This window comes from Sphingobacterium sp. SGL-16 (assembly GCF_011043515.1).
Lineage (GTDB): Bacteria > Bacteroidota > Bacteroidia > Sphingobacteriales > Sphingobacteriaceae > Sphingobacterium > Sphingobacterium litopenaei.
Map to the genome: position 1 here is coordinate 14,888 of NZ_JAAKGQ010000003.1, position 24,320 is coordinate 39,207.

Below are 24,320 nucleotides of genomic sequence, written 5' to 3' on the forward strand. Positions count from 1 at the left end.
AGCATATTAAGAATGATTATTCTTCATTTTCTAATGCAGCTTGATCTAACGCTTCGCCAGAAACTTCCGCTCTGATTTTTGCTTCTAATTCATCTGCTAAATCTGGGTTATCTAGTAATAGATTTTTCACAGAATCACGACCTTGACCTAATTTAGTATCGCCATAGCTAAACCAAGAACCTGATTTTTTGATGATATTGTACTCTACTCCTAAATCGATGATTTCACCTACTTTAGAAATACCTTCACCAAACATAATATCGAATTCCGCGATACGGAATGGAGGTGCAACTTTGTTCTTAACGATTTTAACTTTCACGCGGTTACCTGATACTTCATCCGAATCTTTGATTTGTGAAGTACGACGGATATCCAAACGTACAGATGCGTAGAATTTCAAGGCGTTACCACCTGTAGTTGTTTCTGGGTTACCGAACATTACACCAATTTTTTCACGCAATTGATTGATGAAGATACAACAACAGTTTGTTTTTGAGATAGTACCCGTCAATTTACGTAATGCTTGAGACATCAAACGTGCCTGAAGACCCATCTTAGAATCACCCATTTCACCTTCGATCTCTCCTTTAGGGACCAAAGCTGCCACAGAGTCAATCACGATAACATCGATAGCACCCGAACGAATTAAGTTGTCTGCAATCTCTAATGCTTGCTCACCGTTATCTGGCTGTGAAATCAATAGGTTCTCTACATCAACTCCTAATTTTTGCGCATAATATTTATCAAAAGCGTGCTCCGCATCAATGATGGCTGCGATACCACCTTTTTTCTGTGCTTCGGCTACTATGTGTGTTGCTAAAGTAGTCTTACCCGAAGATTCTGGACCGTATATTTCGATGATACGGCCTTTTGGCACACCACCGATACCTAATGCAATATCCAATCCCAAAGAACCAGTAGAAATAGCTTCAATTGGCTCTACTGCCGAATCACCTAATTTCATGATGGTACCTTTACCGTAGGATTTTTCTAATTTATCTAGAGTAAGCTGTAAAGCTTTTAATTTGTCTGCGTTGCTCATATTTTTAGTATTAACGTTTCAAAAGTAAGATTATATTTTGTATTTGCAAAACTTTTTGCTAAAAAAATTAGTTAATCGTAATTCTATTAAAAATACAATGAAATTTCTTTATTCTTCGATGGTGTTGATAACTTTTGCATTGTAAGTCTTTTCAAAATATTTGCAAAAATGCGCGATAGGACAGACTTCACATTTAGGTCTGCGCGCTAAACAAATATATCGTCCATGAAGAATTAACCAATGGTGCGCTATTTTAATCGTATCAATAGGTAAGAACTTAACCAGCTGTTTTTCTACAGCAAGAGGAGTGGTCGCACGGGTAGTTAAACCCAAGCGATTGCTTACACGGAAGACATGTGTATCCACTGCCATTGCAGGTTTATCATACACGACAGAGGAAATTACATTCGCTGTTTTGCGTCCTACACCTGGTAGTTTGACTAGATCTTCTACTTTCTCTGGTACAATTCCATTGAATTCAGAAAGAAGTTTTTGAGCCATTCCTACTAAATGTTTGGCTTTATTGTTAGGATAGCTTATCGATCGAATATATCCGAATACTTCTTCTACAGAACTTTCTGCTAAAGATTCAGGGGTAGGATAGCGTTCGAATAATGCTGGTGTGACTTGGTTGATACGTTTATCCGTACATTGTGCAGATAGAATTACGGCGATTAATAATTCAAATGGATTGCTATAATGAAGTTCTGTCTGGGCGTCGGGATTGTGTGTAGAAAAATATTCTACAAAAGCTTTGTACCTGTCTTTTTTCAACATATACAAAGATAAGGTTTAATACAAAGTTTAGAAAATAACAAAGTCTCTAAAACCTTAGAGACTTTGCCTTCATTTCTTACTAAACGTTTTCGAATATTGAAGAATACGACCAATCACATTTTGATTTGGTTCTATTACTAAATTTTTGATTTCCTCTTTAATTTTTGCCTCGAATGTATCTTCAATTAACTCTTCTACTTCGTTTGTGTAAGTTTCATGTTCTGTTTGAGTAAAGTTTTCTACCATAAGCAATTGATTCTTTGTTTACTATATAAACGCAGGACCTTAAGCTTTATTGTGAAAAATTTAACTTTTTTTTACTTTTTCTTATTGATGTAATTGTTAGCTTCTACGATTGCATTATAAGCATTCACAATACCACCACTTACAGAGATTTCATCCAGGTAAACTTTCTTCGAACTACCGTCTTTTTTGATTTTAACCTTTTGATCTACTTTAGTAACGGATTTAAGAATAATTTCTTTTACTTCTTTAGCGGACAATTGTGGATAGTACGCTCTTAATAAGGCCGCAACTCCTGATACTACTGGTGCAGCCATACTCGTACCTTGTTGTTCTTTGTATTTGTTTTCAGGCATAGTAGAATTAATTTCTACACCTGGAGCAAATACATCTACAGATTTATAACCAAAGTTTGAAAAGCTCGCTAACAATTCATCATTTAATTTCCAAGAAGTAGCACCTACAGTAATCCAATTACTCGCTTCGCCTGTAATAGCTTCTTGATCATTAGTAAAGTATTTTGTTGGGAAGTTCGGATTAATATCAATATCTTTTCCGTCGTTACCTGCAGCATGCACTAGCAATACATCTTTTTCTTGTGCATAACGAACTGCTTCGTCTACAGCTTTTTTATTGCTTACGTAGCCTTTACCAAAACTCATATTGATGACTTTTGCCCCATTGTCTACTGCGTAGCGAATGCCATTAGCAACATCTTTGTCACGCTCATCACCATTCGGCACTACACGGATAGACATAATCTCTACATTGTCAGCCACACCATTCACACCGATATTGTTATTGCGTTTAGCTGCAATGATACCAGCGACGTGCGTACCATGACTCGCGTCAGGCCCTTTTACGTCTGGATTGCCATAATATCTTTCAGTAGCGTCTTCATAATTGTCACCTACGATATGACGGGGATCAAATTCTTTGTTTAAGTGATATTTGATTTGGGAGCCGAAATATTCGTCTGCCTCTTTGATATCTTCATAGAATTTCTCGAAACTGTCTTTTTCAGTAGCTTTTTTAATAATTGAAATTGCCGTTTTGATATCTCTATTCTCTGTTTTGTAATTTTCTATATCAGTTTTGGTGATATCTTTTGGTTCTTTCCCGATTTCTGCGACAAATTTATCTACGTTTAATTTTAATCTACCGTAATTTGTGTTTTCAAAATTAGCTTCATCATACTTAGAAGTATAGTCGGCGATCATCTTTTGGTAAGCGACAAATTCACGACGTTGTGCTTCATTCAATTTTGTCGAAGGAAGTACTGATGCATAAATAGGATCTAGTTTTTTGATTTGACGCGTTACTTCTAAATTGTCATAATTGACATTCTCTCCATTAGCATTTCCGATAAAATTCCAACCAAATTTGTCGTCGATATATCCATTTTTATCGTCATCTTTACCGTTGGCGTTAGCCTCTTTTTTGTTAATCCAAAGGACGTCTTTCAAGTCTTCGTGGTATACATCTACACCGCCATCTATTACCGCTACAATAACAGGTGTAGCCTTTCTTCCTTTTAACAATTCGTAAGCTTTCTCCGTACTGACACCCATAATGCCGTCAGATTTGTAATCAAGATTGTACCAGTTGGCCGGTGCTTTATCTTTTTTATCTTGGGCGAAACCTGTAAATGGTAATATTCCAATTCCAAGTAAAGCAATGAAAAGTTTTGTTTTATGCATACTTTATGATATAAAATTTTTAAACAAATATAATGCTATTATTATGCCACTAAGACTCTATTAAGTAAGAAAAGATTAGTTGTAACTTAAATATTGCATTGTTAACTATTATGCGTTAGCATGATTTGTTTTTTCAAATTAAGAATAAATTTCTTTTTTAAGAAATTGATGTGATAAAAGGTTTTACTACTTCCATCCAGAACCTTGTTATAAGATTTTATAAATCTTATGAAAAAAGAGATAGAAAATTAAAGGGGTAATCTTAATATCTTTAAAAAGTTACTCATTTTCAAATGAGGGAAGCGGAATATAAAGTATATTTATTAAAATATATTTTACTATGTTAGCCTCAAAAAACAACTGGATGATTATTTTAAGTATGGCAGTAGCGTCTTGTTCACAAAAAGCTGAAAAAACACCTGTCACTTGGCCTGAAGCCCAGGCGCCTGTAGCGGATATTAAACCGCATAATCGTATAATTCATGGAGATACTGTAGTAGATAATTACTATTGGTTGAATGACTTTTTTAAGAAAGGTCCAGATTCAGCGAATGTAGTGAAGTATCTGGAAGCTGAAAATGAGTATACCAAGCAGGTAATGGCGGGTACGGAGGATTTTCAACAAAAACTTTTTGAAGAAATGAAAGGTCGCATCAAAGAAAAAGATGAGTCTGTACCTTATTTCTATAATGGATACTACTATTATAATCGTACTGAAGAAGGTAAACAATATTATAAAGTTTGCCGTAAGAAAGGTTCATTAGATGCACCAGAAGAGATATTGTTGGATGTGGATAAAATGGCCGAAGGAAAGCCATATTATGCTATTGGCGGTTCTTCGGTAAGTCCAAACAACAAGTTGTTGGCTTATGGTGTGGACGAAGTTTCGAGAAGGGAATATGTCTTGCATATCAAGAACCTGGAGACAGGAGAGATTTATAAAGATAGGATAGAGCGTACAAGTGGTGGTGCTACATGGGCTGCCGATAATAAAACTATTTTTTATACTTCTAAAAATCCTGTAACGCTCTTATCCGAAAAAATAAAACGTCATACTTTAGGAACAGATGCATCGCAGGACGTCGTGGTGTATGATGAAAAGGATAATACGAATTATATTGGCGTAGGAAAATCCAAAGATGGTAAATATATTTTTATACAATCGCAGAATACACTTAGCTCCGAAATACGTTATTTAGCAGCGGATAATCCGAATGGTGATTTTAAAGTTTTCCAACCACGTTTGAAAGAAGTGCTTTATTCTGTGACTCCATTAGCAGATAGGTTCTTAATCCGTACTAATGCGGATGGTGCGAAAAACTTTAAGATTGTAGAAACACCTTTGGATAAAACTACCAAAGAAAATTGGAAAGATTTTATTCCGCATCGCAATGATGTGTTAATTGAAGATATCAATGAGTTCAAAGAATTTTTGGTTGTTTCTGAACGTAAAAATGGTTTAACAAATCTTTCTGTTCGTAATCTAAAAGATAATTCAGTACATGATTTGGATTTTGGTGAAGCAGCTTTTACTGTTTATCCAAGTGTTAATGCCGAATATGATACCGATGTAGTGCGTTATGGTTATACTTCTATGGTAACACCATCCTCTACTTTTGATTACAATATGAAAACGAAGGAAAAAACCTTATTGAAACAACAAGAGGTTTTGGGTGGATACAATCCAGAAGAATATGTGACCGAACGTACTTTTGCGACAGCAACAGATGGTACTAAAGTCCCAATTTCATTGGTGTACAAGAAGGGTACAAAGAAAGATGGTTCTGCGCCATTGTTCTTATATGCATACGGCTCGTATGGTGCTTCCATGGATCCAACATTTAGTTCGATTCGCTTATCATTATTGGATAGAGGATTTATCTACGCAATAGCGCATATTCGTGGAGGTGAGGAGATGGGACGTCAATGGTACGAAGATGGTAAGATGATGAAAAAAATCAATACGTTTACCGATTTCATTGACTGTGGTAAATATTTAATTGAAAACAAATACACATCTAAAGGTCATTTGTATGCGGAAGGTGGAAGTGCAGGAGGTTTGTTGATGGGTGCTGTTGTTAATATGGCTCCTGATCTTTGGAATGGTGTTATCGCAGCAGTTCCTTTTGTGGATGTCGTGAATACGATGTTGGATGAAACTATTCCTTTGACTACAAATGAATACGATGAATGGGGGAATCCAAATAATAAAGAAGCTTACTTCTATATGAAATCCTATTCACCATATGAAAATATCGAGGCGAAAGAATATCCAAATATGTTAGTGACGACAGGACTTCACGATAGTCAAGTGCAGTATTTCGAACCTGCAAAATGGGTGGCAAAATTGCGTGCAACGAAGAAAGGAAATAACTTGTTGTTGTTAAAAACCGATATGGACTTCGGTCATGGAGGAGCATCTGGTCGTTTTGATTATCTGAAAGACCAAGCTTTGGAATGGGCATTTATTTTGAAACTAGAAGGGATTACTAAATAATTTAAATTTTATATATGTTGAAAACACGCGTTTTATTCGCTTTTTTTATTCTTTTTAATTTAGCCGCTTATGCGCAGAAATCAGAAACTTTTGTCGTTAACCCGACTAAGTCTTTGGTGAAATGGGCTGGTAAGAAGATTGTTGGTGGAAATACAGAAGGTACTATTCTGGTGTCAAAAGGTTCTTTGGTATTTTCAAATAAGCAATTAAAATCTGGTGAAATCGTCATGGATGCGAAGAGCATTAATTCTGAAAAAGCTCCTTCTCGATTAGTAGCTCACTTAAAAAACGAAGATTTCTTTGATGTCGAGAAATTTCCTACAGGGACTTTTGTTATTACTTCTGTGAAGACAGAAAAAACTACTGCACAAGTTTCGGGCAAAATGACAATTAAAGGTATTACTAAAGATTTGTCTTTTCCAGCGGAAATCACATATGGCAAAGATGTAGTTGTTGCCAAAGCAACAGGAGTAAAAGTAAACCGTACGTTATTTGACGTAAAATATCGCTCGGGGAGTATTTTCTCAGGATTAGGCGATGGTGCTATCGAAGATGATTTTGTATTGGATATTACTTTAGTTGCAGAGAACAAATAAAACTTCTTGAATAAGATCAATAATTCATAATAGAAAAGGCTGCAAATTAGACATGCCCCAAAAAGTTAGACACTTATTTGGGGCATTTTTATGAGTAAAATACAGAAGTACAATTTCGATTTTAAATTACGTCTAGTAACACTTATCCAGCAGGGAAAATATAGTATTGATGGGCTTTCCAAACGCGAGGGTTTACGTAAGTCCAATTTACAATTTTGGCTTAAACTTTATGAATATTATGGTGAACAAGGTTTGCGAGGCGTAGCGCAAAAGTCCTTCACTATAGAGGAAAAAATCTTTATCATTCAAGAATATCAGCAGAGTGATTTATCTTTGATGGAGACCAGTGTTAAGTACCGAATCTCCAATCCATCTGTTTTATTAACATGGAAGAATAAATTTCAAAGTAACGGAGCTTCAGGTTTACAAGATACTCGAGGTCGACCCAATAAAACTACTACAAGCAATAAGATGATCAAGAAAACAACTATTCCAGGAATTAAACCTTCTATGAGTGAAGTAGAAAAGTTAAGAATAGAGAATGAATACTTACGCGCTGAACTGGATTATCTAAAAAAGTTGGAAGCCTTGGCTCAAAGCAAGCAAGTCAAAAAGAAAAAGCCGTAATCATTACGGAGCTGAGGCGCAAACACAAACTGGAACACTTACTACACTTGGCTGGGCTAGCTCGTAGTAGTTATTATTATCATACAAAGAGTATTTGTTTTTTGGATAAACACCCTGAATTAGTGAAGGATGTTAAAATGGTTTACCAGAAGCAAAAGGGGTTATATGGCTATAGACGGATAACTTTAACCCTGAGAAAGAAATTGGATAAAGCCGTTAACTATAAAACCGTAGCTAAGATAATGAGTAGGCTACATCTTAAAAGTATAATACGCGTTAAGAAATATAAGTCTTACAAAGGAGAGGTAGGCAAAGCGACTGAAAATATTCTGCAAAGAAATTTTAAAGCTGAAAATCCGCATGAGAAATGGGTGACAGATGTAACAGAATTTAAGGTAGCTGGAAACAAATTATACCTTTCGCCTATTATGGATTTATTTAATGGGGAGATTATTAGTTATAATATATCAACCTCACCTAACTATGCGCAGATTCTAGACATGCTTAATAGGGCGTTTAAAAGAAGGAAAAAGGACAACAAAGAATATATGAAAACTATCTTTCACTCCGATCAAGGATGGCAATATAGGTTACAAAAGTACCAAGACAAATTAAAAGATAACAACATTATCCAAAGCATGTCTAGAAAAGGTAATTGTCTAGACAATGCTATTATAGAAAATTTCTTTGGCGTATTAAAATCAGAATTGTACTATCTGAAGAAATATACTTCTATACTAGAATTAGCTAAAGAAATTAGAGAATATATAAAGTACTATAATAACGAACGAATACGAATTAATTTAAATGGAATGAGCCCGGTCGAATACCGAGCTCATCATATCAAAAACATTGCGTAAATTCGTCCAACTTTTTGGGGTCAGTCCAAATTTGCAGCCTTTTCTATTATATAGTTTTAGAACTTTTATCTAATTCACATCCACAACCTTTGCCACAGCCTCCTTGCGGTTTGGATTTAGAAGGGATAAATTTTCGAATGACAGACACTACAGCAATAATAAATATTACCACGATAATGATGTATTGAAGTGTTAGTGACATAATTTTTTACTTTGTATGATTTGATAATCAAATGTTAGAATAAAACGTCATTTCGAATGTAGTAAAACGGAATGAGAAATCTCATTGTTTAGATTTCTCCCTTTCGGTCGAAATGACGATTAATGTAAATCACTTTATTTTAAAAGTTGATATGCAATTAAAGCAGCAACATAGGCTAATCCTGTCATAAAACCAGCTTGAATGATTGTCCATTTCCATGAGCCAGTTTCTTTTCTCACGACCCCAATGGTAGCCATACATTGCATTGCAAATGCGTAAAATAATAATAACGATATACCCGTCGCAAAATTATATGTAGGTAATCCGGTATTTCTGTTGATTTCGGATTTCATGCGTTCAAACAAAGTAGCTTTTTGTGCATCATCCTCAATATCGACATCTTCTCCCAAAGAATACACCACAGCTACAGTTCCGACGAATACCTCACGAGCTGCAAAAGAAGCTAATAATCCGATTCCTATTTTCCAATCATAACCCAAAGGTCTGATTACAGGCTCAATTCCTCTACCTAAATAACCCAAATAAGAATATTCTGTTTTGTATGCTGAAACTTCTAATTGAATTTCTTCATCCGAAAGGTGAGGTTTTTCTGTTGCGATGTATTTTTCTGGTTCTGAAAAACGGTCATTTGGACCGAAATTACCCAATACCCAAAGAATAATGGAGATAGCCAAAATAATCTTACCAGCACCCACTAGGAAACCTAAAGATTTCTCCCAAACGGTATTTAAGACATTTTTTAAATCTGGTTTTTTATATGTAGGTAATTCGAATATTAAGAAGGAATTACGTACAGATTTTATAATTTTGTTTAATATCAAAGCCGAAAGCAAAGCCCCGATAATCCCCAATAAATACATTCCAAATAGTGTGATTCCTTGAAGATTAAATCCTAAGAATTCAGTGTCTGGAATGACCAAGCCAATAATCACAATGTAAATTGGCAACCTAGCAGAACAAGTCATAAAAGGAGTTACCAGCATGGTTAAAAGGCGTTCTTTTGGATTTTCGATATTACGCGCCGACATCACGGCTGGAATAGCACATGCCGCACCAGACATTAATGGAATTACGGATTTGCCATTTAAACCAAAAGGTTTTAACCAACGGTCCATCAAGAAGACTACACGGCTCATATAACCTGTTTCTTCCATCAAAGCGATAAAAAGAAATAGAATAATAATCTGAGGCAAGAAAATCACGATACCACCAATACCCGCTATGATTCCGTTGACCAATAAGTCATTTAATGGACCTTCTGGGAAGTTACCCGCTACATATTCACCTAATGATGCGAATAATCCATCTACAGCATCCATTAAAGGTCCCGACCAAGCATAGATAGCTTGGAAGATTAATAATAAAATGCCAAAGAAAATAATATAACCTAATATCGGATGAATAAGGATATTGTCTATTTTCTCAGTAAAAGAAAGCTTTTTGTTTACAGATTTAGTTACAATAGCAGCTAAATCTCTTTGTATCTTATCGTGACGAAGAATTGCTTCTTCTTTTTGCAATTGTTGGGTGGAAATTTGGTGATTAGCGCGGATAGCCTGTAATTCTTTACACGTTTCCACCGGAAGAATATTTTGATTATCCAATGCCAAATGCATCCACGTCTTATATTCTGTATCTAAAGGAAATAATTTTTTAGCCGCTGATAGTGCTTCAGCATATTGCGTAGGCAATTCCAAAGATCCAAAATATGGTCCTACTTGGGTTTCAAATCCTTTGATTAGTGCATCTACACCTTTTCCCGTGCGTGCATTGGTACGATAAATAGTAGTTTTAAGATAAGCTTGTAGTTTTTCGTAATCTATCTCCAAACCTTTATCTGCAATTTCGTCTTCCATATTAATGACGAAAATAGCAGGTAAACCAATTTCACGAACCTGTTGATAGATAATTATACCACGGTTGATCGTACTTGGGTCAGACACAACTACTACAAGTTCTGGATATTCCTTCCCATTCTTATTCAATAAGATATTTAATACAACCTCTTCATCCAATGAATTTGGGAAAAGTGTATATGTACCTGGAAGGTCGATAATATGATATTCATTGTTATTAGCTTTGATGGTACCTTCTCTTTTTTCAACAGTGATACCAGGGTAATTACCTACTTTTTGATTGAGTTTGGTGATTCGATTAAAAAGAGATGTCTTACCTACATTCGGATTACCCAATAAAGCTATAGTCTTTTTCTTCATTATATTTTCGTTGCTAAAATTAAAGCCGCTTCGGATTTACGGATGGCAATTAATGAATCATCGTGTTTGATATTGATGCATATAGGACCATTAAATGGCGCTTTATGCTTTATCGTAATGGCAGATCCAGGTGCAAAGCCTAATTCATAAAACTTAGCAGGAAGTGAATCATTGATGAAAGAATCAATTACGGCTTCATCACCTTTATCAAGTTTGTCAAGCGATACTTTATTTTGCATTATTGTTATTTTAAACAAGAATTAACTGATTTGAATGGTCAAATATACTCAAAATAGCCATAGAGCTAGGCAGAGTTATTGTCAAATCTTTGTTAGTTATTTAGAATGATTAAAAATAAATCAAATAGAAAGCAAAAGTCCAAATCTTTTGAGATCTGGACTTTTATTTATATTGTTTAATGATTATGGTCTTCGTGATTATTATGATCATGTCCTTCGTGATTGTGGTCGTGATGTTCATGATTGTGTTCATGGAGATCATGTTCTTCAGTGCCGTGTTGATGTCCTCCGTGACTATGGTCGTGAGCAGGGAACAAGAATGTGGTCAAGGATAAAGCTATACCTAAAAATACAGCTGCCATCTTCTTTTTGTTGAAATGATGATGGTCGGCAGATCCCGATTCAAATAAAATCGTAGTGGAGATATGTAAAAATATACCAATAACCACAGCCATGATTTTATCAAAATGTTGGGATAAATTGCTCACCTCTCCATCGCTCAACACATTACTCGTTAAGAATCCTAGTGGTGTCATCGAAGCAAAAACTAACAACAAGACAATGATTGCATTTTTAGATAGTCTAGTGTTCAGCAATAAACTTCCTAAGGCAAATGCTGCAGGAATGTGGTGCACTGCAATACCAAAAACCAATTGGGATTGATGACCTGATACCAAAGGCATCCCTTCTAGGAAGGCGTGCAGACATAAACTTATCATAATGCCTAACGGAAAACCTGCTTCATGGTGGTGTATATGTCCATGCTCAATTCCTTGCGAAAATTGTTCTAATAACAATTGGAATATAAAACCGCCCAAGATGTAAAGACCAATTACTTCAGGACTTGTATTTCCTTCTGTATAAGCATGAGGAATTAGATGCAATACCGTAATAGCAAATAAGTAAGCTCCACTAAATGACAGTATCAGCTTTAAGTAATTTGTGTTGTCGCGTTTTACAAAAAATACTGCCAATCCTGCGATCGAAGCAGATATGAAAAGTATAGCAACAATAAGAAAAGGACTCATATATTATTGTGTCGTTAAATTCTGTTTTTCTTCTACGAAAGAGGGAACAAAGCGATTAAACAAATAGCCTGTCGTTAATCCAATGAGTATTCCCAATATGGATCCGCAAAGTACGTCGAAAGGATAGTGTACACCTACATAGATTTGTGAAAAGGAAATAGCTGCCGCCCAAAGGATACATAACCATAGGGTATGACGCCATTTGCGACGGAACAATACAATCCAAAAGAAAGCCATTGCAAAATGATTCGTGGCATGTGAACTGGTAAAACTATAACCGGTTCCGCAGCGTACACGTACATTTACGTCATGTTTGAACTCAATGTCATTACATGGACGTACTCTTTTTATATTCTTTTTGATGAGATGTGACGAAACAGCATCCGAAATTCCAAAATTCAATAGGGTACAAGCCACTATAATTATCCCTAATTTGCCATAATGCTTAATGAAAAAGATAATCAAGAATAAATATAATGGAGCCCACGTGTAAGGGTTTCTTAAAATCGGCAGTAGCCAATCAAATACAGGATTGCTCATTCCTTGGTTGATAGCCAAGAAAATTTCCTTATCTAATTCGATCATTTGTTGTAACATATATTTGATTGTGGTTTATGTATTGAATGCTAAAAATACATTATTTTCCATCAAAGTGAAATAGTATTAATCTGCAAAATACACAAAGTTGCAACAAAGGTAGTCTTTTTGAGATTATTTTGGAATAATAACTTGTCTTTTTTTTAGATTGTCTTATTTTTACAGCTCATAAACTTGAAAGAAAAATATGACTTTAATAAAATCCATTTCTGGAATACGTGGTACTATTGGGGGACGAGCTTCAGAAGGTCTTACACCTATAGATATCGTTAAGTTTACAGCTGCTTTCGGAAAAATTCTTATAGGCAAATCAGGTAATAAAAAAATTGTAGTAGGTCGCGATGCGCGTGAATCGGGAGAGATGGTAAGTAATTTAGTAGTAGGTACTTTGCAAAGTATCGGTGCTGAAGTTATCAACTTGGGATTGTCTACAACTCCTACCGTAGAGATTGCTGTTCCTTTGGAAAAAGCGGCTGGTGGTATTATTTTAACAGCTTCACACAATCCTGGTCAATGGAATGCCTTAAAATTGTTAAATGAAAAAGGTGAGTTTATCTCTGATATTGAAGGGAAAGAAGTTTTGGCGTTAGGAGAAAGCCTGGATTTTGATTTTGCAGAAGTACAAGATTTAGGTCAGGTAATAAACGATGAATCATATTTACAAAAACATATTGATGCCGTAATAGCATTAGAATATGTAGATGTAGAAGCTATAAAAAATGCAAACTTTAAAGTTGCGGTAGATGCGGTAAATAGTACAGGTGGTATTTTTATCCCAGCATTATTGGAAGCATTGGGCGTTCAAACCATTTACAAAATTCACTGCGAACCAAACGGTAAATTTCCGCACAATCCTGAGCCATTAAAAGAGCACTTGACGGATTTATCTGCTGCTGTATTGGAAAATGGTGCGGATTTGGGTATTGCTGTTGACCCCGATGTAGACCGTTTAGTGTTTATGATGGAAGATGGTGAGTTGTTCGGTGAGGAATACACGTTAGTTGCGGTAGCGGATTATATTCTTTCAAAACAAAAAGGTAATACAGTTTCTAACCTTTCATCAACTCGTGCATTGCGTGATGTAACGTTGAAACATGGTGGCGATTATTTTGCAGCCGCAGTAGGCGAGGTTAATGTCGTTACTAAGATGAAAGAAGTTGATGCCGTTATTGGTGGTGAAGGTAATGGAGGTGTTATCTATCCAGCTTCGCACTATGGTCGTGATGCTTTGGTTGGCGTGGCTATCTTATTATCGCACTTAGCAAAATTGGGTAAGAAAATGTCCGAATACCGTGCTGAATTGCCGCAGTATTATATGTCTAAAAACAAAATCACATTGACTCCTGATTTGGATATTGATGGTTTGTTGGATGCGATGCAAAAGAAATATGCACACGAAAATCATACAACTATAGATGGCTTAAAAATTGACTTCGAAAACGAATGGGTTCACTTACGTAAGTCAAATACAGAACCTATTATTCGTATTTATTCAGAAGGTCCAACACCTGAAGCTGCCGAAGCAATAGCGCAGAAAATAATGAACGAAATGCAAGAAATTATTTCGAAATAACATGTAAAGCCTTCCAAATTTGGAAGGCTTTATTTTTATATATTCTCCGCAATTTTATTTAGTTGATCTGCTGAAATATTATTTTCTATGCAGTGCATTCTCAAGGAGAAGTTCATGCCTAAATAATTACACGTGGCTTTTATAGGAATCCAAAAGTCATCGTCCAAGTGATTGACTATGGATGAAGTAACAAAAATTACACTCTTACCTCTCAACTTTCTTCCCAATACCGTCTCAATTGTTAAAAGATCAGATATTCTATCGAAAAAAGTTTTCATCATAGCACTCATCGCATACCAGTAGACTGGTGTGACAAAAATAATAGTACCATAATTTTCAATCAGTTTCGTAATTAATGGAAAGAAATCATCGCTTTTATTTTGATGCGTATAATCGAAATTTGATATGTTATAGACTGCTAAATTATAGAGTTTAATTTTTAGTTTATCAGCAATTGAGTGAGCAATATTGTAAGTATTTCCTTGATTGTTGGAGCTTCCGAATACAACTGCAGATTCGAGTTTTTTAACTGCCATTATACTAAAATACTCATTAAAGTAAAACAACAAAAGCCCTATCAAAATTTTGATAGGGCTTTTAATAGAATAATTAAACATGTAAACTAAACAAAGTGTGCTTGCTGATAATATCTTTGTAATCTCTTTTTATTTCTCGCGTCAAGATAAGCTGCAACTGCCCAAATGGCTGCTGGCAACCATCCAATTAATGTACATTGAAGGATTACGCATAGTATTCCTATTAAGATTCTTCCTCTCAAAAAGAAGGATAACCACGGAAATAAAACGGCTATAAGTATCATCATGCTGGGCGAAAATTAAACTAAAGGATTTTCTTCTTGAGCTACAGTTTCTTCAGCTTTAGGCTCATCGTCTTTACGCTCAACAATGATTTTACATTCAGCAACGATAGCTGCAATCGCACCAACAGCAGCAAAAATTGGAGCTAAAAATACACCTACAATACCTATAGAAACTGGAAAGCTGATAATTTCTTTTTCGTTTTTGTCGGCTATAGTGATTTTAGTGACGTTAGCTTCTTTGAAAAGGTCTTTTACTTTCTTAAGTAAGTTTTCACCCGAAATATTAAAAGTTTCTTTGTATGCCATAATATTAAAATTTATATGTTTCTAACAATTATCTTTCTGATTATGTTTCAAATGTAGACGATGATTTATCTTTTGATAATGTGAATTAGGTGAACTCGGTACGTTACTCGGTGAATGGCTGTTTTGACTCGGTTAAGATTTACGGTTTCAGCAGTCTTTTTGGTAAATTTATGATAAGTAAAAAAGAAGTAATTAACATTATATTAGGAGGATAGGACAATGCTGTACATGCTAAAGCGAAATTTCTGGAACAACCACATTGAATTGTTAAGAGATAATCATGTAATCGGAAAAGTAGAGAAATCGGGTTTCTGGGGAATACATGCGAAAGGATATTTATTGGACAAAAACTATACTTTCTTAAATAAGGGAAATTTCTCATCTCGTACAGAGATTAGGGATGATAATAATAATTTAATAGGAGAAGTTATATATTCTATATGGTCTTCTAAGGCAAAAATAGATTTAAACGGTAAAAAATATTATTGGGGACCTAAAAATTTCTGGGGTACTAAATGGAAGTTGACAGATGAGCTGGGAAGAGAAATTTTTATAGAGAAAAATGAGTTTACCGTAAACTTTGCTTCTACAGAAAATTTGGAATTTATATATTTCTTGTCCGCTTTTTTACTGTATAATTCTTATAAAAGAATGGCAGCAGCTACTGCTGCATAAGCTAATATATTTTGAGTTTATAATCTAAAATAATAAGAGCGAGATTTTGTCTCGCTCTTATTTGTTATACTGTTTTCATATCAATTAAATCTCGAATGGCAACCGAAGCAATTGCACCACCAAAAGCAGCAGGCAAATACGACATTGTACCATAAGCAGATTTTTTGTAGTTACTTCCATCTGTGTACAATAAAGAGGCTTTGTCAGGTAATTCTGTAGAGAAAGCGACTTTTACACCTTTACGAATATCGTGTTTACGTAGTTTTTTGCGAATATGTTGTGCTAATTTGCAGTTGTACGTATCGCTGATGTCGGCAATTCTGATTTTTGTAGGATCTACTTTACCACCAGCCCCCATTGAGCTCACGAAAGGAATATTTGCCGCATAAGCTTGACGAATCAAGAATAATTTTGGTGTGATACTATCAATAGCTTCTACAATATAATCTGGTTTTTCAGCAATCAAGGCTTCCACACGGTCAGGAATTACAAATTCTTCATATACTGTCAAATCCAATTCTGGATTGATATCCAACAGACGTTGCTTCATAATTTGCGCTTTTGCTACGCCGTGATTAGTTGCCAAAGCAGGAAGTTGTCTGTTGCGGTTTGATGGATCTACGGTATCGCCATCGATAATAGTCATTTTTCCTACACCTGCTCGTGCGATGAATTCTGCAGCAAATGATCCTACACCACCCAATCCTAACACCAATACATGCGAATTTGCTAATTTTTCTAAAGCCTCACGGCCGATTAAAGCTTCTGTTCTTGATAACCAAGATAAATCTTTCATTCTACTATAGTGTATCTAAATATTTTCTTAAAATTTTGAATGATTTGTTCTTGCAATGCAGACATTCTGATTTTTCGAACGCTGCAAAAATAAGAATAAATATCTACTACATTGGTAGATTTATCATCCGTTTCGAAGAAAATTTTTTCTAAATCTACGGATTGAATAAAATCATCCTGATTTCCTTGGAGGATAGAAGTGCCAAAGCTAATGTAATAGCCTTGCAGCAGTATATAATTTCCTAATTCCGCTTTTTTATTAAATCCATGAAAAATAACGGGAACCGTAACTTTTTGTTCTCTAAGCGTCGCAAACACTTCCTGATAAGCTTTTACACTGTGGATAATCAATGGCTTTTGCAATTCATTTGCCAATTGAATTTGCTTTTCAAAAATTTCGATTTGTAATTGCCAATTGGTTTCTGTGAGCTTGTCCAATCCGCATTCGCCAATGGCCAAAGCATTTTCTTTAGAAGCCTGCAATTTTAGCGTTTCATACTGCGCATTGACATCTTCAAGCACATACCAAGGATGTATTCCCACCGAACAAGGTATCTCTGGAAAATTCTCTTTACCACTGATACAATTCAGCAATTGAAAGCTGTTTGGAGCTTCTTGAAATCGATGGTTATGAATGTCTATGTAGGGCAACATACCTGCAATTTACTAAAAGAAATATAGTGGTTGTGAAAATAATGTTGAAATATTTTACTAAAAATGTTAGCAAAACAAGGTTTTGAATACCTAGTTTTGTACTATGTTTTTGAATTGCAAGACTTGGTTTAGTTTTCATTATGGCACGTATGAGCCTAAGAAATTGATAGCGCACGCTAAAGATTTAGGTATTAAATCTTTGGCGCTGACGAATATTAATTCGACGGCGGATTGCTGGGATTTTGTGGATAAATGCCAAAAGGAAGGTATTAAACCAATTATTGGCACTGAAGTGCGCAATGAAGATAACTTTTGTTATGTGCTGTTAGCCAAGAATAATGCAGGGCTTTTGGCGATACATACTTTCTTGTCTAACCATAAACAAAAGCAAATTCCTTTTCCTGCTAAGCCAAGTTTTACTGTGCACGACGTGTGGGTGATTTATCGTTATGAAGAACATATTTTACAACAGCACTTTGGTCCGAATGAACTGATTGGCTTGGATATTCCGCATCTAAATAATCTGACTTGGCAGTTGCATTTGGGATTGGACAAATTTGTGATTTTGCATCCAGTGACGTATCAGGACAAAACGCATTATGATGTACATCGGATTCTGCGTGCAATAGCAAAGAATACTTTGCTGTCCAAATTGAGTAAATCTGATTATGCAGGCGATGGAGAAATTCTGTTGGAAGAACAAGAGTTGGTGAGGGCTTTTGCACGTTTTCCATCCGTTATTTCCAAGACGATGGAAGTCATTAATACTTGTTCCATCGAAATGGAATTTCATACGGATAAGAATCGGAAATATTTCACCACTTCTGCGGAAGATGATTCAGCCTTGCTGCGCAAATTAGCAATGGAGGGATGTAAAGTACGTTATGGGCTACGAAACAAAGTCGCACTAGAACGCGTAGAGAAAGAGCTGAAAATGATTGCTGATTTGGGATTTAATGCTTACTTTCTGATAGTTTGGGATATTTTACGCTATGCGAATGAGCGTGGATTTTATCATGTGGGACGAGGGAGCGGGGCAAATTCTGTCGTAGCGTATTGTTTGCGAATTACGGATGTAGACCCGATTAAACTGGATTTATATTTCGAACGTTTTTTGAATCCTAATCGTACTTCGCCACCCGATTTTGATATTGATTTCAGTTGGCAGGATCGTGATGCCATTTTTGAATATATGTTTATGCGCTATGGTCGACAGTATGTGTCGTTATTGGGCATGTATAATACCCTTCAGCGACGAGCTATTATTCGGGAATTGGGAAAAGTTTTTGGTCTTCCCAAAGAAGAAATTGATCGGTTGGTAAGTGCTAGGGAATGGAATGCAGAAGATAAATTTCAACGCTGGATAAAGAAATATGGCGAGTTGCTGATCAATTTTCCGACAAATATTTCGGTACATGCAGGAGGGGTGCTTATAAGTGAAAAACCTTTAAATCAATATGCGGTGACCGAATTACCTCCAAAAGGTTTTGTGACAGCACATATGGATATGTTTGAAGCCGATAGGATAGGGCTATATAAATTTGATATTCTGAGCCAGCGTGGATTGGGACATATCAAAGATGCGTTGGAATTGATTGCCAAGAATCGAGGAAAGCACATTGATATTCATCAGGTCGAAGGCTTTTTTAATGATCCTAAATTGGCAAAAAAGATACGTGAAGCAGACACTATTGGCTGTTTTTATATAGAAAGCCCAGCTATGCGTCAGCTTTTGGGAAAATTGAAATGTTCGGATTACTTGACTTTGGTAGCAGCGAGTTCGATCATTCGTCCAGGTGTGGCGCAATCTGGTATGATGAAGCAATATATTGAGCGTTATCTTGATAAGGATAAAGTTGTTTATCTGCATCCTAAAATGAAAGAATTGCTTGAAGAAACTTATGGTGTAATGGTGTATCAAGAAGATGTAATCAAGGTAGCGCATCATTTTGGAGGTATTTCATTGGATGAAGCGGATATCTTGCGTCGGGCGATGAGTGGAAAATATCGTTCGGAAAATAAGTTTGAAATTCTACGACAAAAGTTCTTTGCAAACTGTCGTGCATTTGGTTACGAAGAATCTGTCACATCAGAAGTGTGGCGTCAGATGGAAAGTTTTGGTGGGTATTCTTTTGCGAAAGGGCACTCGGCTTCGTTTGCGGTAGAAAGCTACCAAAGTCTTTTTCTCAAAACCTATTATCCGCAGGAATTCTATGTTGCAGTAATCAACAATTTTGGCGGTTTCTATCGTACGGAATTTTACTTTCATGAGTTGCGTCGCAATGGTGGCGATATTCAGTTGCCTTGCCTCAATAACAGCGATTATCTAACGAATATTCAAGGCAATAAAGTCTATGTGGGTTTTATTCATTTGCAAGGTTTGGAAGAACGTTTTGCACATCAAATTATTGCGGAACGAAAACAACATGGTCCGTATCGCGACTTACATGATGTTTTCCAACGTTTGCACCCTTCTTCCGAACAGTTAAACTTATTGATTCGAATAGGCGCGTTGCGGTTTACAGGTTTGGATAAGAAAACATTGCTTTGGGAAGCAAATTTCAAAAGTAAGCGTGTAGAAAAGGAAATTCCAGTCAGTTTATTTTCTACAGATGAACCACATTTTTCGTTACCAACTTTCGAAGAAGATCGTTTGGAAGATTTGAAGGACGAATTGGATTTATTGGGATTTGTAGTGGGCGATTTTTTTGAACTGCTGGAAGAAAAATATTTGCAAGGCGTTATAAAAGCCAAAGATTTACCACAATATTTAGGACAACAGGTAAAAATCGTTGGACGGTTTGTGACGTTAAAAGAAACTTGGACGATAAAAAGGGAACGAATGTGTTTCGGAACTTTCTTGGATGCAGAAGGCGATTGGCTGGATACCGTTCATTTTCCACCAGTGTATAAACAATATCCTTTTTTAGGCGCTGGTTTTTATGAAATACACGGTCAAGTGCTGGAAGAATTTGGTGTGTATAGCATCGATGTATCCAGTATGCGCAAGTTAGGGTATAAGTTTGGAACTAAGAATAGGTGAAATTAAAAAATAAATATATCAAAAATGAAAAAGTATTCTATAGTAGTTCATCCTGCTGAGTTGTTGGATGAAATTAAGAAAATCAAACAAGGTTTAAAATCTCTAATAGGTTGGTATAGCAGTGTCAATGCATTGGCGCATTTTACGATTTGTGAGTTTTGGGCTGATGAAATACAGCTTTATAAAGTAAAAAAGGAAGTATCGAAGTTAGTGGCGACCTGGACTATACGATTTATTATTTTAGATTCTTTTGACGCTTTCAAAGGAGGAGCTTTCTACATTAGGCCAGATGAAGACTCTAGTCTTTATTTGCAAGAATTATTAAAAGCTGTAGGAACCAAAGTAAAAGAAATCATCCCAGAAGCTTATACCTGCACAACTCCCCATTTATCCATTGGGAGAAGATTAAATGAAGAACAATTGGAAGTAGCTAAAAGAACTTTTACTTAATATACGAATTCTTTTATTTGTGATGGCGTAATGATTCGGGAATTTAATCCTATACGTAAGCAGTATGATTTGAAGGAATTTATTCGGTTTTAAAAGCAGAGAAGGAATAGCATCCGCTATTCCTTCTCTTGTTTATTCTCGTCATCTTGTTTCAAATCCTCATAGGGATTGACTTCACTTTCATTGATTTCTTTATAAGTCATAGTAGCTTCAGGCTTTTCACCATCAGGCGTTTCTATTTGGACATCGACCTCAATTTTCTTTTTATTTTTCGGCATGCGTACAATACCCCATTTCATTAAGAGTTCTTGAGTCGAGTTGCGTTTCAAATGTTCTTTTTCAGGTTCACCAATTAAGAAACCGAAAGCTTCCATTGAAGGAATTGCATCAAAAAGAACTTTCAGTGTCGCTATAAAAGGTAAGGCTATAATTAAACCTGCCAAACCAAATAACATGCCACCAATTAAAATACCGACAATTGCCATCAAAGGATTGATACTGACTTTGCTGCCCACAATATTTGGCGTAATGATATTTCCCTCTAGAAATTGTACGACCTGAAACCAAGCTATTACACCTACAGCGTACCAAGCACTATCTTTCACCGCCAAAGCAAATAATGCAGGTAAGATGGAGCCAATCGCAATACCTATATAAGGTAGTAGCATTAATAGAGAAGCAAGAGAGCCGAAGAACCAAGCATACTCAATTCCCATAAGCATCAAACCAGCGGTGTTTAAGACTGCTACAATCCCCATTACGGTGATTAAACCAACCAAATAACTTTGAACAACTTCGTATATTTTGTTCAAAACTTCGTTGACTTTACGTTGCGGTGTAGATTTAAACGCTTTAAAGAAAAATTCGCGGAAGAAATCACGATAGTACAGCATAAAGAAACAGTACAAAGGTACCAAGATGGCATTCGCTAGTGTATTACCAAGAGAACCAAATGTCGATGTGATTAATCCTCCTACGTTTTCCATGGACTTGTTGCCTTGTTCACGCAATTTGTCCATAACTTGATTTCTTTCTATTCCAAATTTCTCTTGTAACCAAGTTTGTCCTTGTTCTAATACCGATAGTACCTTCCCGGTTATAGAAGAAGCATCTTTACCGATAATGATACTTTGGTGTACAATAAACCAAATAATTCCAGAAATAATAGCTATGGCAACCGTAACAGCTAAGATTGCTGCGAATGCTTTTCCTAACCTTAATTTCTCGAAAAGTCGAGCTAAAGGAAACAGCGAAATGGAAATAAGCGTGGCAAATAAGATAGGAATCAATAAGCTTTGTGACACATACATGAGTGCCAATATTAATACCAAAGCAAAGAGGCTCGAAGCCAAATTGATGGAATACGGTTTTTTAGAAGATGGTGAATCCATAATTTATATGGGTTAATAGTGCTGTGATTTTTTAGTTTTTTCCCAATAATAAATATACAGTAAAGCTATAAATACTACAATGGCATTCGCGTAGAAGATTTGCGGCACTCTATTCATTATATCTTGGTAAATATAACCTGCAAATAATGCGCCAAATCCGATGCCTGCTTCCAAAGCTATGTACATTGTAGCCATCGCTCTACCTCTATGCGATGGTTCTGACAAATCAATTGTCCAAGCATTCAGTGCAGGCGACAAAATACCACTTCCGATTCCAAAAATACTTGCGCCAAGAATAAGGTAATTAACGCTTTTACCAAAACCCAATACAAACAAGGAAAGAGCCATTATAACAATACCAATTCGCATCATAATGATGCGCCCATATTGATCCGCTGCCTTTCGTGATAACAATCGGATAGCTACAGAAGCAACAGTATATACTGTGAAAAATAATCCTTTATTGAGTACACCAAGGTTTTCGCTCCAATCTGGTATCAACGTCAGGATTACCCCAGAAGCACTGTAGCATAAAAGCATCACAATAGCAGCTGGCAATACCCGAACTTCCAGAATATCTTTTTTGGAGATGCTTAGCATGGAAGTATGGAACGGTCGTTTGGTTTTCAGAGTTTCTTTCATATTGAAAACAATAATGATAGAAAGAAAAGCAAATAGCGAGGAGAAGTAAAACATTGCATTGATTCCATACGTTTGCGCTACAAAGCCTCCTAAGGCAGGTCCTACAGCACTACCAATACTATAGCACAACCCGTGCATCCCCAAAGCTTCTCCCCATCGGTTCGAAGGAATAATATCTGCTATATAAGCGGAAGTAGCCGTAGGTTTGAAACCTGTAGAGAAACCATGAACCAATCTCAGAAGAAAAAATCCCGATAAACTGCTCAAAATAGGGTAGAGGAAACCACAGATCACACACACAATGGAGCCTATTGCCATAACAGGTACACGTCCCCATTGATCGGTTAATTTTCCGCTAAAAGGTCGAGATATTCCTGCAGTCAACGTGAATAAGGAAATAATTAATCCTTTATGTTCCGCACCACCTAAGGAAGATAGGTAGTTTGGTAATTCGGGAATAATCATATTAAAACTTGCTGAAAAAAGCAAAGTACTTGCGCACAATAAAAAGAAAAGGAGTGTATAGATTGATCGGTTTTGTTCGGAATCCATAGAAAGAGTGAGGAATGCTATTTTAATTTTTGTCTACTCAATTCAGAGCAAAATATAGTGGTAGCTACGGCTACATTTAAAGATTCAGCTTCGCCGATACGCGGAATCGTTACTGTTTTGTCGATTTTCGGAATCAAGCTAGGACGAATACCATTGCCCTCATTTCCCATTATTATTAGTCCTTCTGAACCAAAAGCAGTTTCGTAAATGGATTGTCCCTTAAGCAAGGCACCAAAGGTTGGTAAGGTAGTCTCTTCAATAAATTTTTCCAAATCCACATAATAAATCTGTACGCGAGATAAAGACCCCATAGTAGCCTGTACTACTTTAGGATTAAAAGCATCTACTGTTCCAATAGAACAAATAATATTTTTGATTCCAAACCATTCAGCGGTACGAATAATTGTTCCCAAGTTACCTGGATCTTGTACATCATCTAAGACGATGTGGTGCTTGCCTCGTAGTTGGGCGATGTCTAACTTATTGTTTTGCGGTAATTCTACTAATGCTAAAGCACCTTGTGGATTTTTTAAGCTCGATATTTTTTGAAATTCTCCTTCTGTTACCTCTTCTAATTTTATATTATGCGGTATTTTCTCCAACTTTGTCAGGGCTTGTGGGGTAGCATATATTTTTTGTACCTTGTATGAAGAATTGACAAACTCTAATACAGATTTAATTCCCTCTACGACAAAAATTTGATGTTGTAATCTGAACTTTTTGTTTTGTAAGGATGTGATTAAACTTATTTGAGCTTTTGATAACATTGGATTA

25 protein-coding genes are annotated in these 24,320 nt (G+C 35.9%); 8 read left to right on the top strand and 17 right to left on the bottom strand.

The features are described from left to right. Window positions 1-16: 16 nt before the first annotated feature. The 4 genes from recA to G5B32_RS01860 all read right to left on the bottom strand — a co-directional run bounded on the left by recA (window position 17) and on the right by G5B32_RS01860 (window position 3,762). The gene (recA, locus tag G5B32_RS01845) at window positions 17-1,042 is read right to left on the bottom strand and encodes a recombinase RecA (RefSeq protein WP_165289853.1); all 1,026 of its coding nucleotides are present in this window, start codon (window positions 1,040-1,042) and stop codon (window positions 17-19) included. A gap of 108 nt (window positions 1,043-1,150) precedes the next feature. After that, a complete protein-coding gene (nth, locus tag G5B32_RS01850; RefSeq protein ID WP_165289854.1) occupies window positions 1,151-1,819 on the bottom strand; it encodes an endonuclease III in 669 nt (222 codons plus the stop codon). Between the two features lie 69 nt (window positions 1,820-1,888). Further along, window positions 1,889-2,065 (bottom strand): hypothetical protein, encoded by a 177-nt coding sequence (locus G5B32_RS01855; protein WP_165289855.1) that lies wholly within the window; start codon window positions 2,063-2,065, stop codon window positions 1,889-1,891. Between the two features lie 71 nt (window positions 2,066-2,136). Next, on the bottom strand, window positions 2,137-3,762 hold the full coding sequence (locus G5B32_RS01860) for a S8 family peptidase (RefSeq protein ID WP_165289856.1): 1,626 nt from the start codon (window positions 3,760-3,762) through the stop codon (window positions 2,137-2,139). Window positions 3,763-4,126: 364 nt separating this feature from the next. On the opposite strand from G5B32_RS01860, the gene G5B32_RS01865 reads away from it, so the two are divergent. From G5B32_RS01865 to G5B32_RS01880, 4 genes are all read left to right on the top strand, one after another. Then, window positions 4,127-6,259, top strand: coding sequence for a S9 family peptidase (locus G5B32_RS01865; protein WP_240898975.1), 2,133 nt, complete (start codon window positions 4,127-4,129; stop codon window positions 6,257-6,259). Between the two features lie 14 nt (window positions 6,260-6,273). After that, entirely contained in the window at window positions 6,274-6,855 is a 582-nt protein-coding gene (locus G5B32_RS01870; RefSeq protein WP_165289857.1) for a YceI family protein, read from the top strand. Window positions 6,856-6,945: 90 nt separating this feature from the next. Next, the gene (locus tag G5B32_RS01875) at window positions 6,946-7,482 is read left to right on the top strand and encodes a helix-turn-helix domain-containing protein (RefSeq protein ID WP_165289858.1); all 537 of its coding nucleotides are present in this window, start codon (window positions 6,946-6,948) and stop codon (window positions 7,480-7,482) included. A 2-nt stretch (window positions 7,483-7,484) separates the two neighbouring features. Beyond that, the gene (locus G5B32_RS01880; protein ID WP_317166068.1) at window positions 7,485-8,342 is read left to right on the top strand and encodes an IS3 family transposase; all 858 of its coding nucleotides are present in this window, start codon (window positions 7,485-7,487) and stop codon (window positions 8,340-8,342) included. A gap of 46 nt (window positions 8,343-8,388) precedes the next feature. Here the strand turns inward: G5B32_RS01880 and G5B32_RS01885 are convergent, their stop codons facing one another. The 5 genes from G5B32_RS01885 to G5B32_RS01905 all read right to left on the bottom strand — a co-directional run bounded on the left by G5B32_RS01885 (window position 8,389) and on the right by G5B32_RS01905 (window position 12,645). Beyond that, window positions 8,389-8,544: a FeoB-associated Cys-rich membrane protein gene (locus G5B32_RS01885; protein WP_165289859.1), complete on the bottom strand. Its 156-nt coding sequence runs from the start codon at window positions 8,542-8,544 to the stop codon at window positions 8,389-8,391. Window positions 8,545-8,678: 134 nt separating this feature from the next. Further along, window positions 8,679-10,781 (bottom strand): ferrous iron transport protein B, encoded by a 2,103-nt coding sequence (gene feoB / locus G5B32_RS01890; RefSeq protein WP_165289860.1) that lies wholly within the window; start codon window positions 10,779-10,781, stop codon window positions 8,679-8,681. Then, the gene (locus tag G5B32_RS01895; RefSeq protein WP_165289861.1) at window positions 10,781-11,020 is read right to left on the bottom strand and encodes a ferrous iron transport protein A; all 240 of its coding nucleotides are present in this window, start codon (window positions 11,018-11,020) and stop codon (window positions 10,781-10,783) included. Before G5B32_RS01895 ends, feoB begins: the two co-directional genes overlap by 1 nt. Before the next feature lie 176 nt (window positions 11,021-11,196). Then, window positions 11,197-12,048, bottom strand: a complete 852-nt coding sequence (locus G5B32_RS01900; RefSeq protein WP_165289862.1) for a ZIP family metal transporter — start codon at window positions 12,046-12,048, stop codon at window positions 11,197-11,199. 3 nt (window positions 12,049-12,051) lie between these two features. Beyond that, on the bottom strand, window positions 12,052-12,645 hold the full coding sequence (locus G5B32_RS01905; RefSeq protein WP_165289863.1) for a phosphatase PAP2 family protein: 594 nt from the start codon (window positions 12,643-12,645) through the stop codon (window positions 12,052-12,054). A gap of 187 nt (window positions 12,646-12,832) precedes the next feature. Here G5B32_RS01905 and glmM point away from each other — a divergent pair, with 187 nt between their 5' ends. Further along, window positions 12,833-14,218: a phosphoglucosamine mutase gene (glmM, locus tag G5B32_RS01910; RefSeq protein WP_165289864.1), complete on the top strand. Its 1,386-nt coding sequence runs from the start codon at window positions 12,833-12,835 to the stop codon at window positions 14,216-14,218. 35 nt (window positions 14,219-14,253) lie between these two features. Here glmM and G5B32_RS01915 read toward each other — a convergent pair whose 3' ends face one another. The 3 genes from G5B32_RS01915 to G5B32_RS01925 form a co-directional block, all read right to left on the bottom strand. After that, window positions 14,254-14,754 (bottom strand): flavodoxin family protein, encoded by a 501-nt coding sequence (locus G5B32_RS01915; protein WP_165289865.1) that lies wholly within the window; start codon window positions 14,752-14,754, stop codon window positions 14,254-14,256. An 86-nt stretch (window positions 14,755-14,840) separates the two neighbouring features. Continuing rightward, a complete protein-coding gene (locus tag G5B32_RS17590) occupies window positions 14,841-15,041 on the bottom strand; it encodes a YqaE/Pmp3 family membrane protein (protein ID WP_394354865.1) in 201 nt (66 codons plus the stop codon). A 12-nt stretch (window positions 15,042-15,053) separates the two neighbouring features. Beyond that, entirely contained in the window at window positions 15,054-15,344 is a 291-nt protein-coding gene (locus G5B32_RS01925) for a DUF4342 domain-containing protein (protein WP_165289866.1), read from the bottom strand. A 228-nt stretch (window positions 15,345-15,572) separates the two neighbouring features. Here G5B32_RS01925 and G5B32_RS01930 point away from each other — a divergent pair, with 228 nt between their 5' ends. Next, window positions 15,573-16,019 carry a hypothetical protein gene (locus tag G5B32_RS01930; RefSeq protein WP_165289867.1) on the top strand — a complete coding sequence of 149 codons (447 nt, stop codon included), beginning with the start codon at window positions 15,573-15,575 and terminating at the stop codon, window positions 16,017-16,019. Window positions 16,020-16,083: 64 nt separating this feature from the next. Here G5B32_RS01930 and G5B32_RS01935 read toward each other — a convergent pair whose 3' ends face one another. After that, entirely contained in the window at window positions 16,084-16,815 is a 732-nt protein-coding gene (locus G5B32_RS01935; protein ID WP_165289868.1) for a ThiF family adenylyltransferase, read from the bottom strand. Continuing rightward, window positions 16,812-17,468: a TatD family hydrolase gene (locus G5B32_RS01940; RefSeq protein WP_165289869.1), complete on the bottom strand. Its 657-nt coding sequence runs from the start codon at window positions 17,466-17,468 to the stop codon at window positions 16,812-16,814. The genes G5B32_RS01935 and G5B32_RS01940 overlap by 4 nt, the downstream gene beginning before the upstream one ends. 103 nt (window positions 17,469-17,571) lie before the next feature. Between G5B32_RS01940 and G5B32_RS01945 the strand changes: the two genes are divergently transcribed. Next, window positions 17,572-20,511, top strand: a complete 2,940-nt coding sequence (locus tag G5B32_RS01945; RefSeq protein WP_165289870.1) for a DNA polymerase III subunit alpha — start codon at window positions 17,572-17,574, stop codon at window positions 20,509-20,511. Between the two features lie 24 nt (window positions 20,512-20,535). Continuing rightward, window positions 20,536-20,961: a 2'-5' RNA ligase family protein gene (locus G5B32_RS01950; RefSeq protein WP_165289871.1), complete on the top strand. Its 426-nt coding sequence runs from the start codon at window positions 20,536-20,538 to the stop codon at window positions 20,959-20,961. A gap of 116 nt (window positions 20,962-21,077) precedes the next feature. On the opposite strand, the gene G5B32_RS01955 is transcribed toward G5B32_RS01950, so the two are convergent. The 3 genes from G5B32_RS01955 to G5B32_RS01965 are packed head-to-tail and all read right to left on the bottom strand — an operon-like array spanning window position 21,078 to window position 24,313. Next, window positions 21,078-22,352 carry an AI-2E family transporter gene (locus tag G5B32_RS01955; protein ID WP_165289872.1) on the bottom strand — a complete coding sequence of 425 codons (1,275 nt, stop codon included), beginning with the start codon at window positions 22,350-22,352 and terminating at the stop codon, window positions 21,078-21,080. 12 nt (window positions 22,353-22,364) lie between these two features. Further along, window positions 22,365-23,546 (bottom strand): MFS transporter, encoded by a 1,182-nt coding sequence (locus G5B32_RS01960; RefSeq protein WP_165289873.1) that lies wholly within the window; start codon window positions 23,544-23,546, stop codon window positions 22,365-22,367. A gap of 17 nt (window positions 23,547-23,563) precedes the next feature. After that, window positions 23,564-24,313, bottom strand: coding sequence for a TrmH family RNA methyltransferase (locus G5B32_RS01965; RefSeq protein ID WP_165289874.1), 750 nt, complete (start codon window positions 24,311-24,313; stop codon window positions 23,564-23,566). Between the last annotated feature and the right edge of the window lie 7 nt (window positions 24,314-24,320).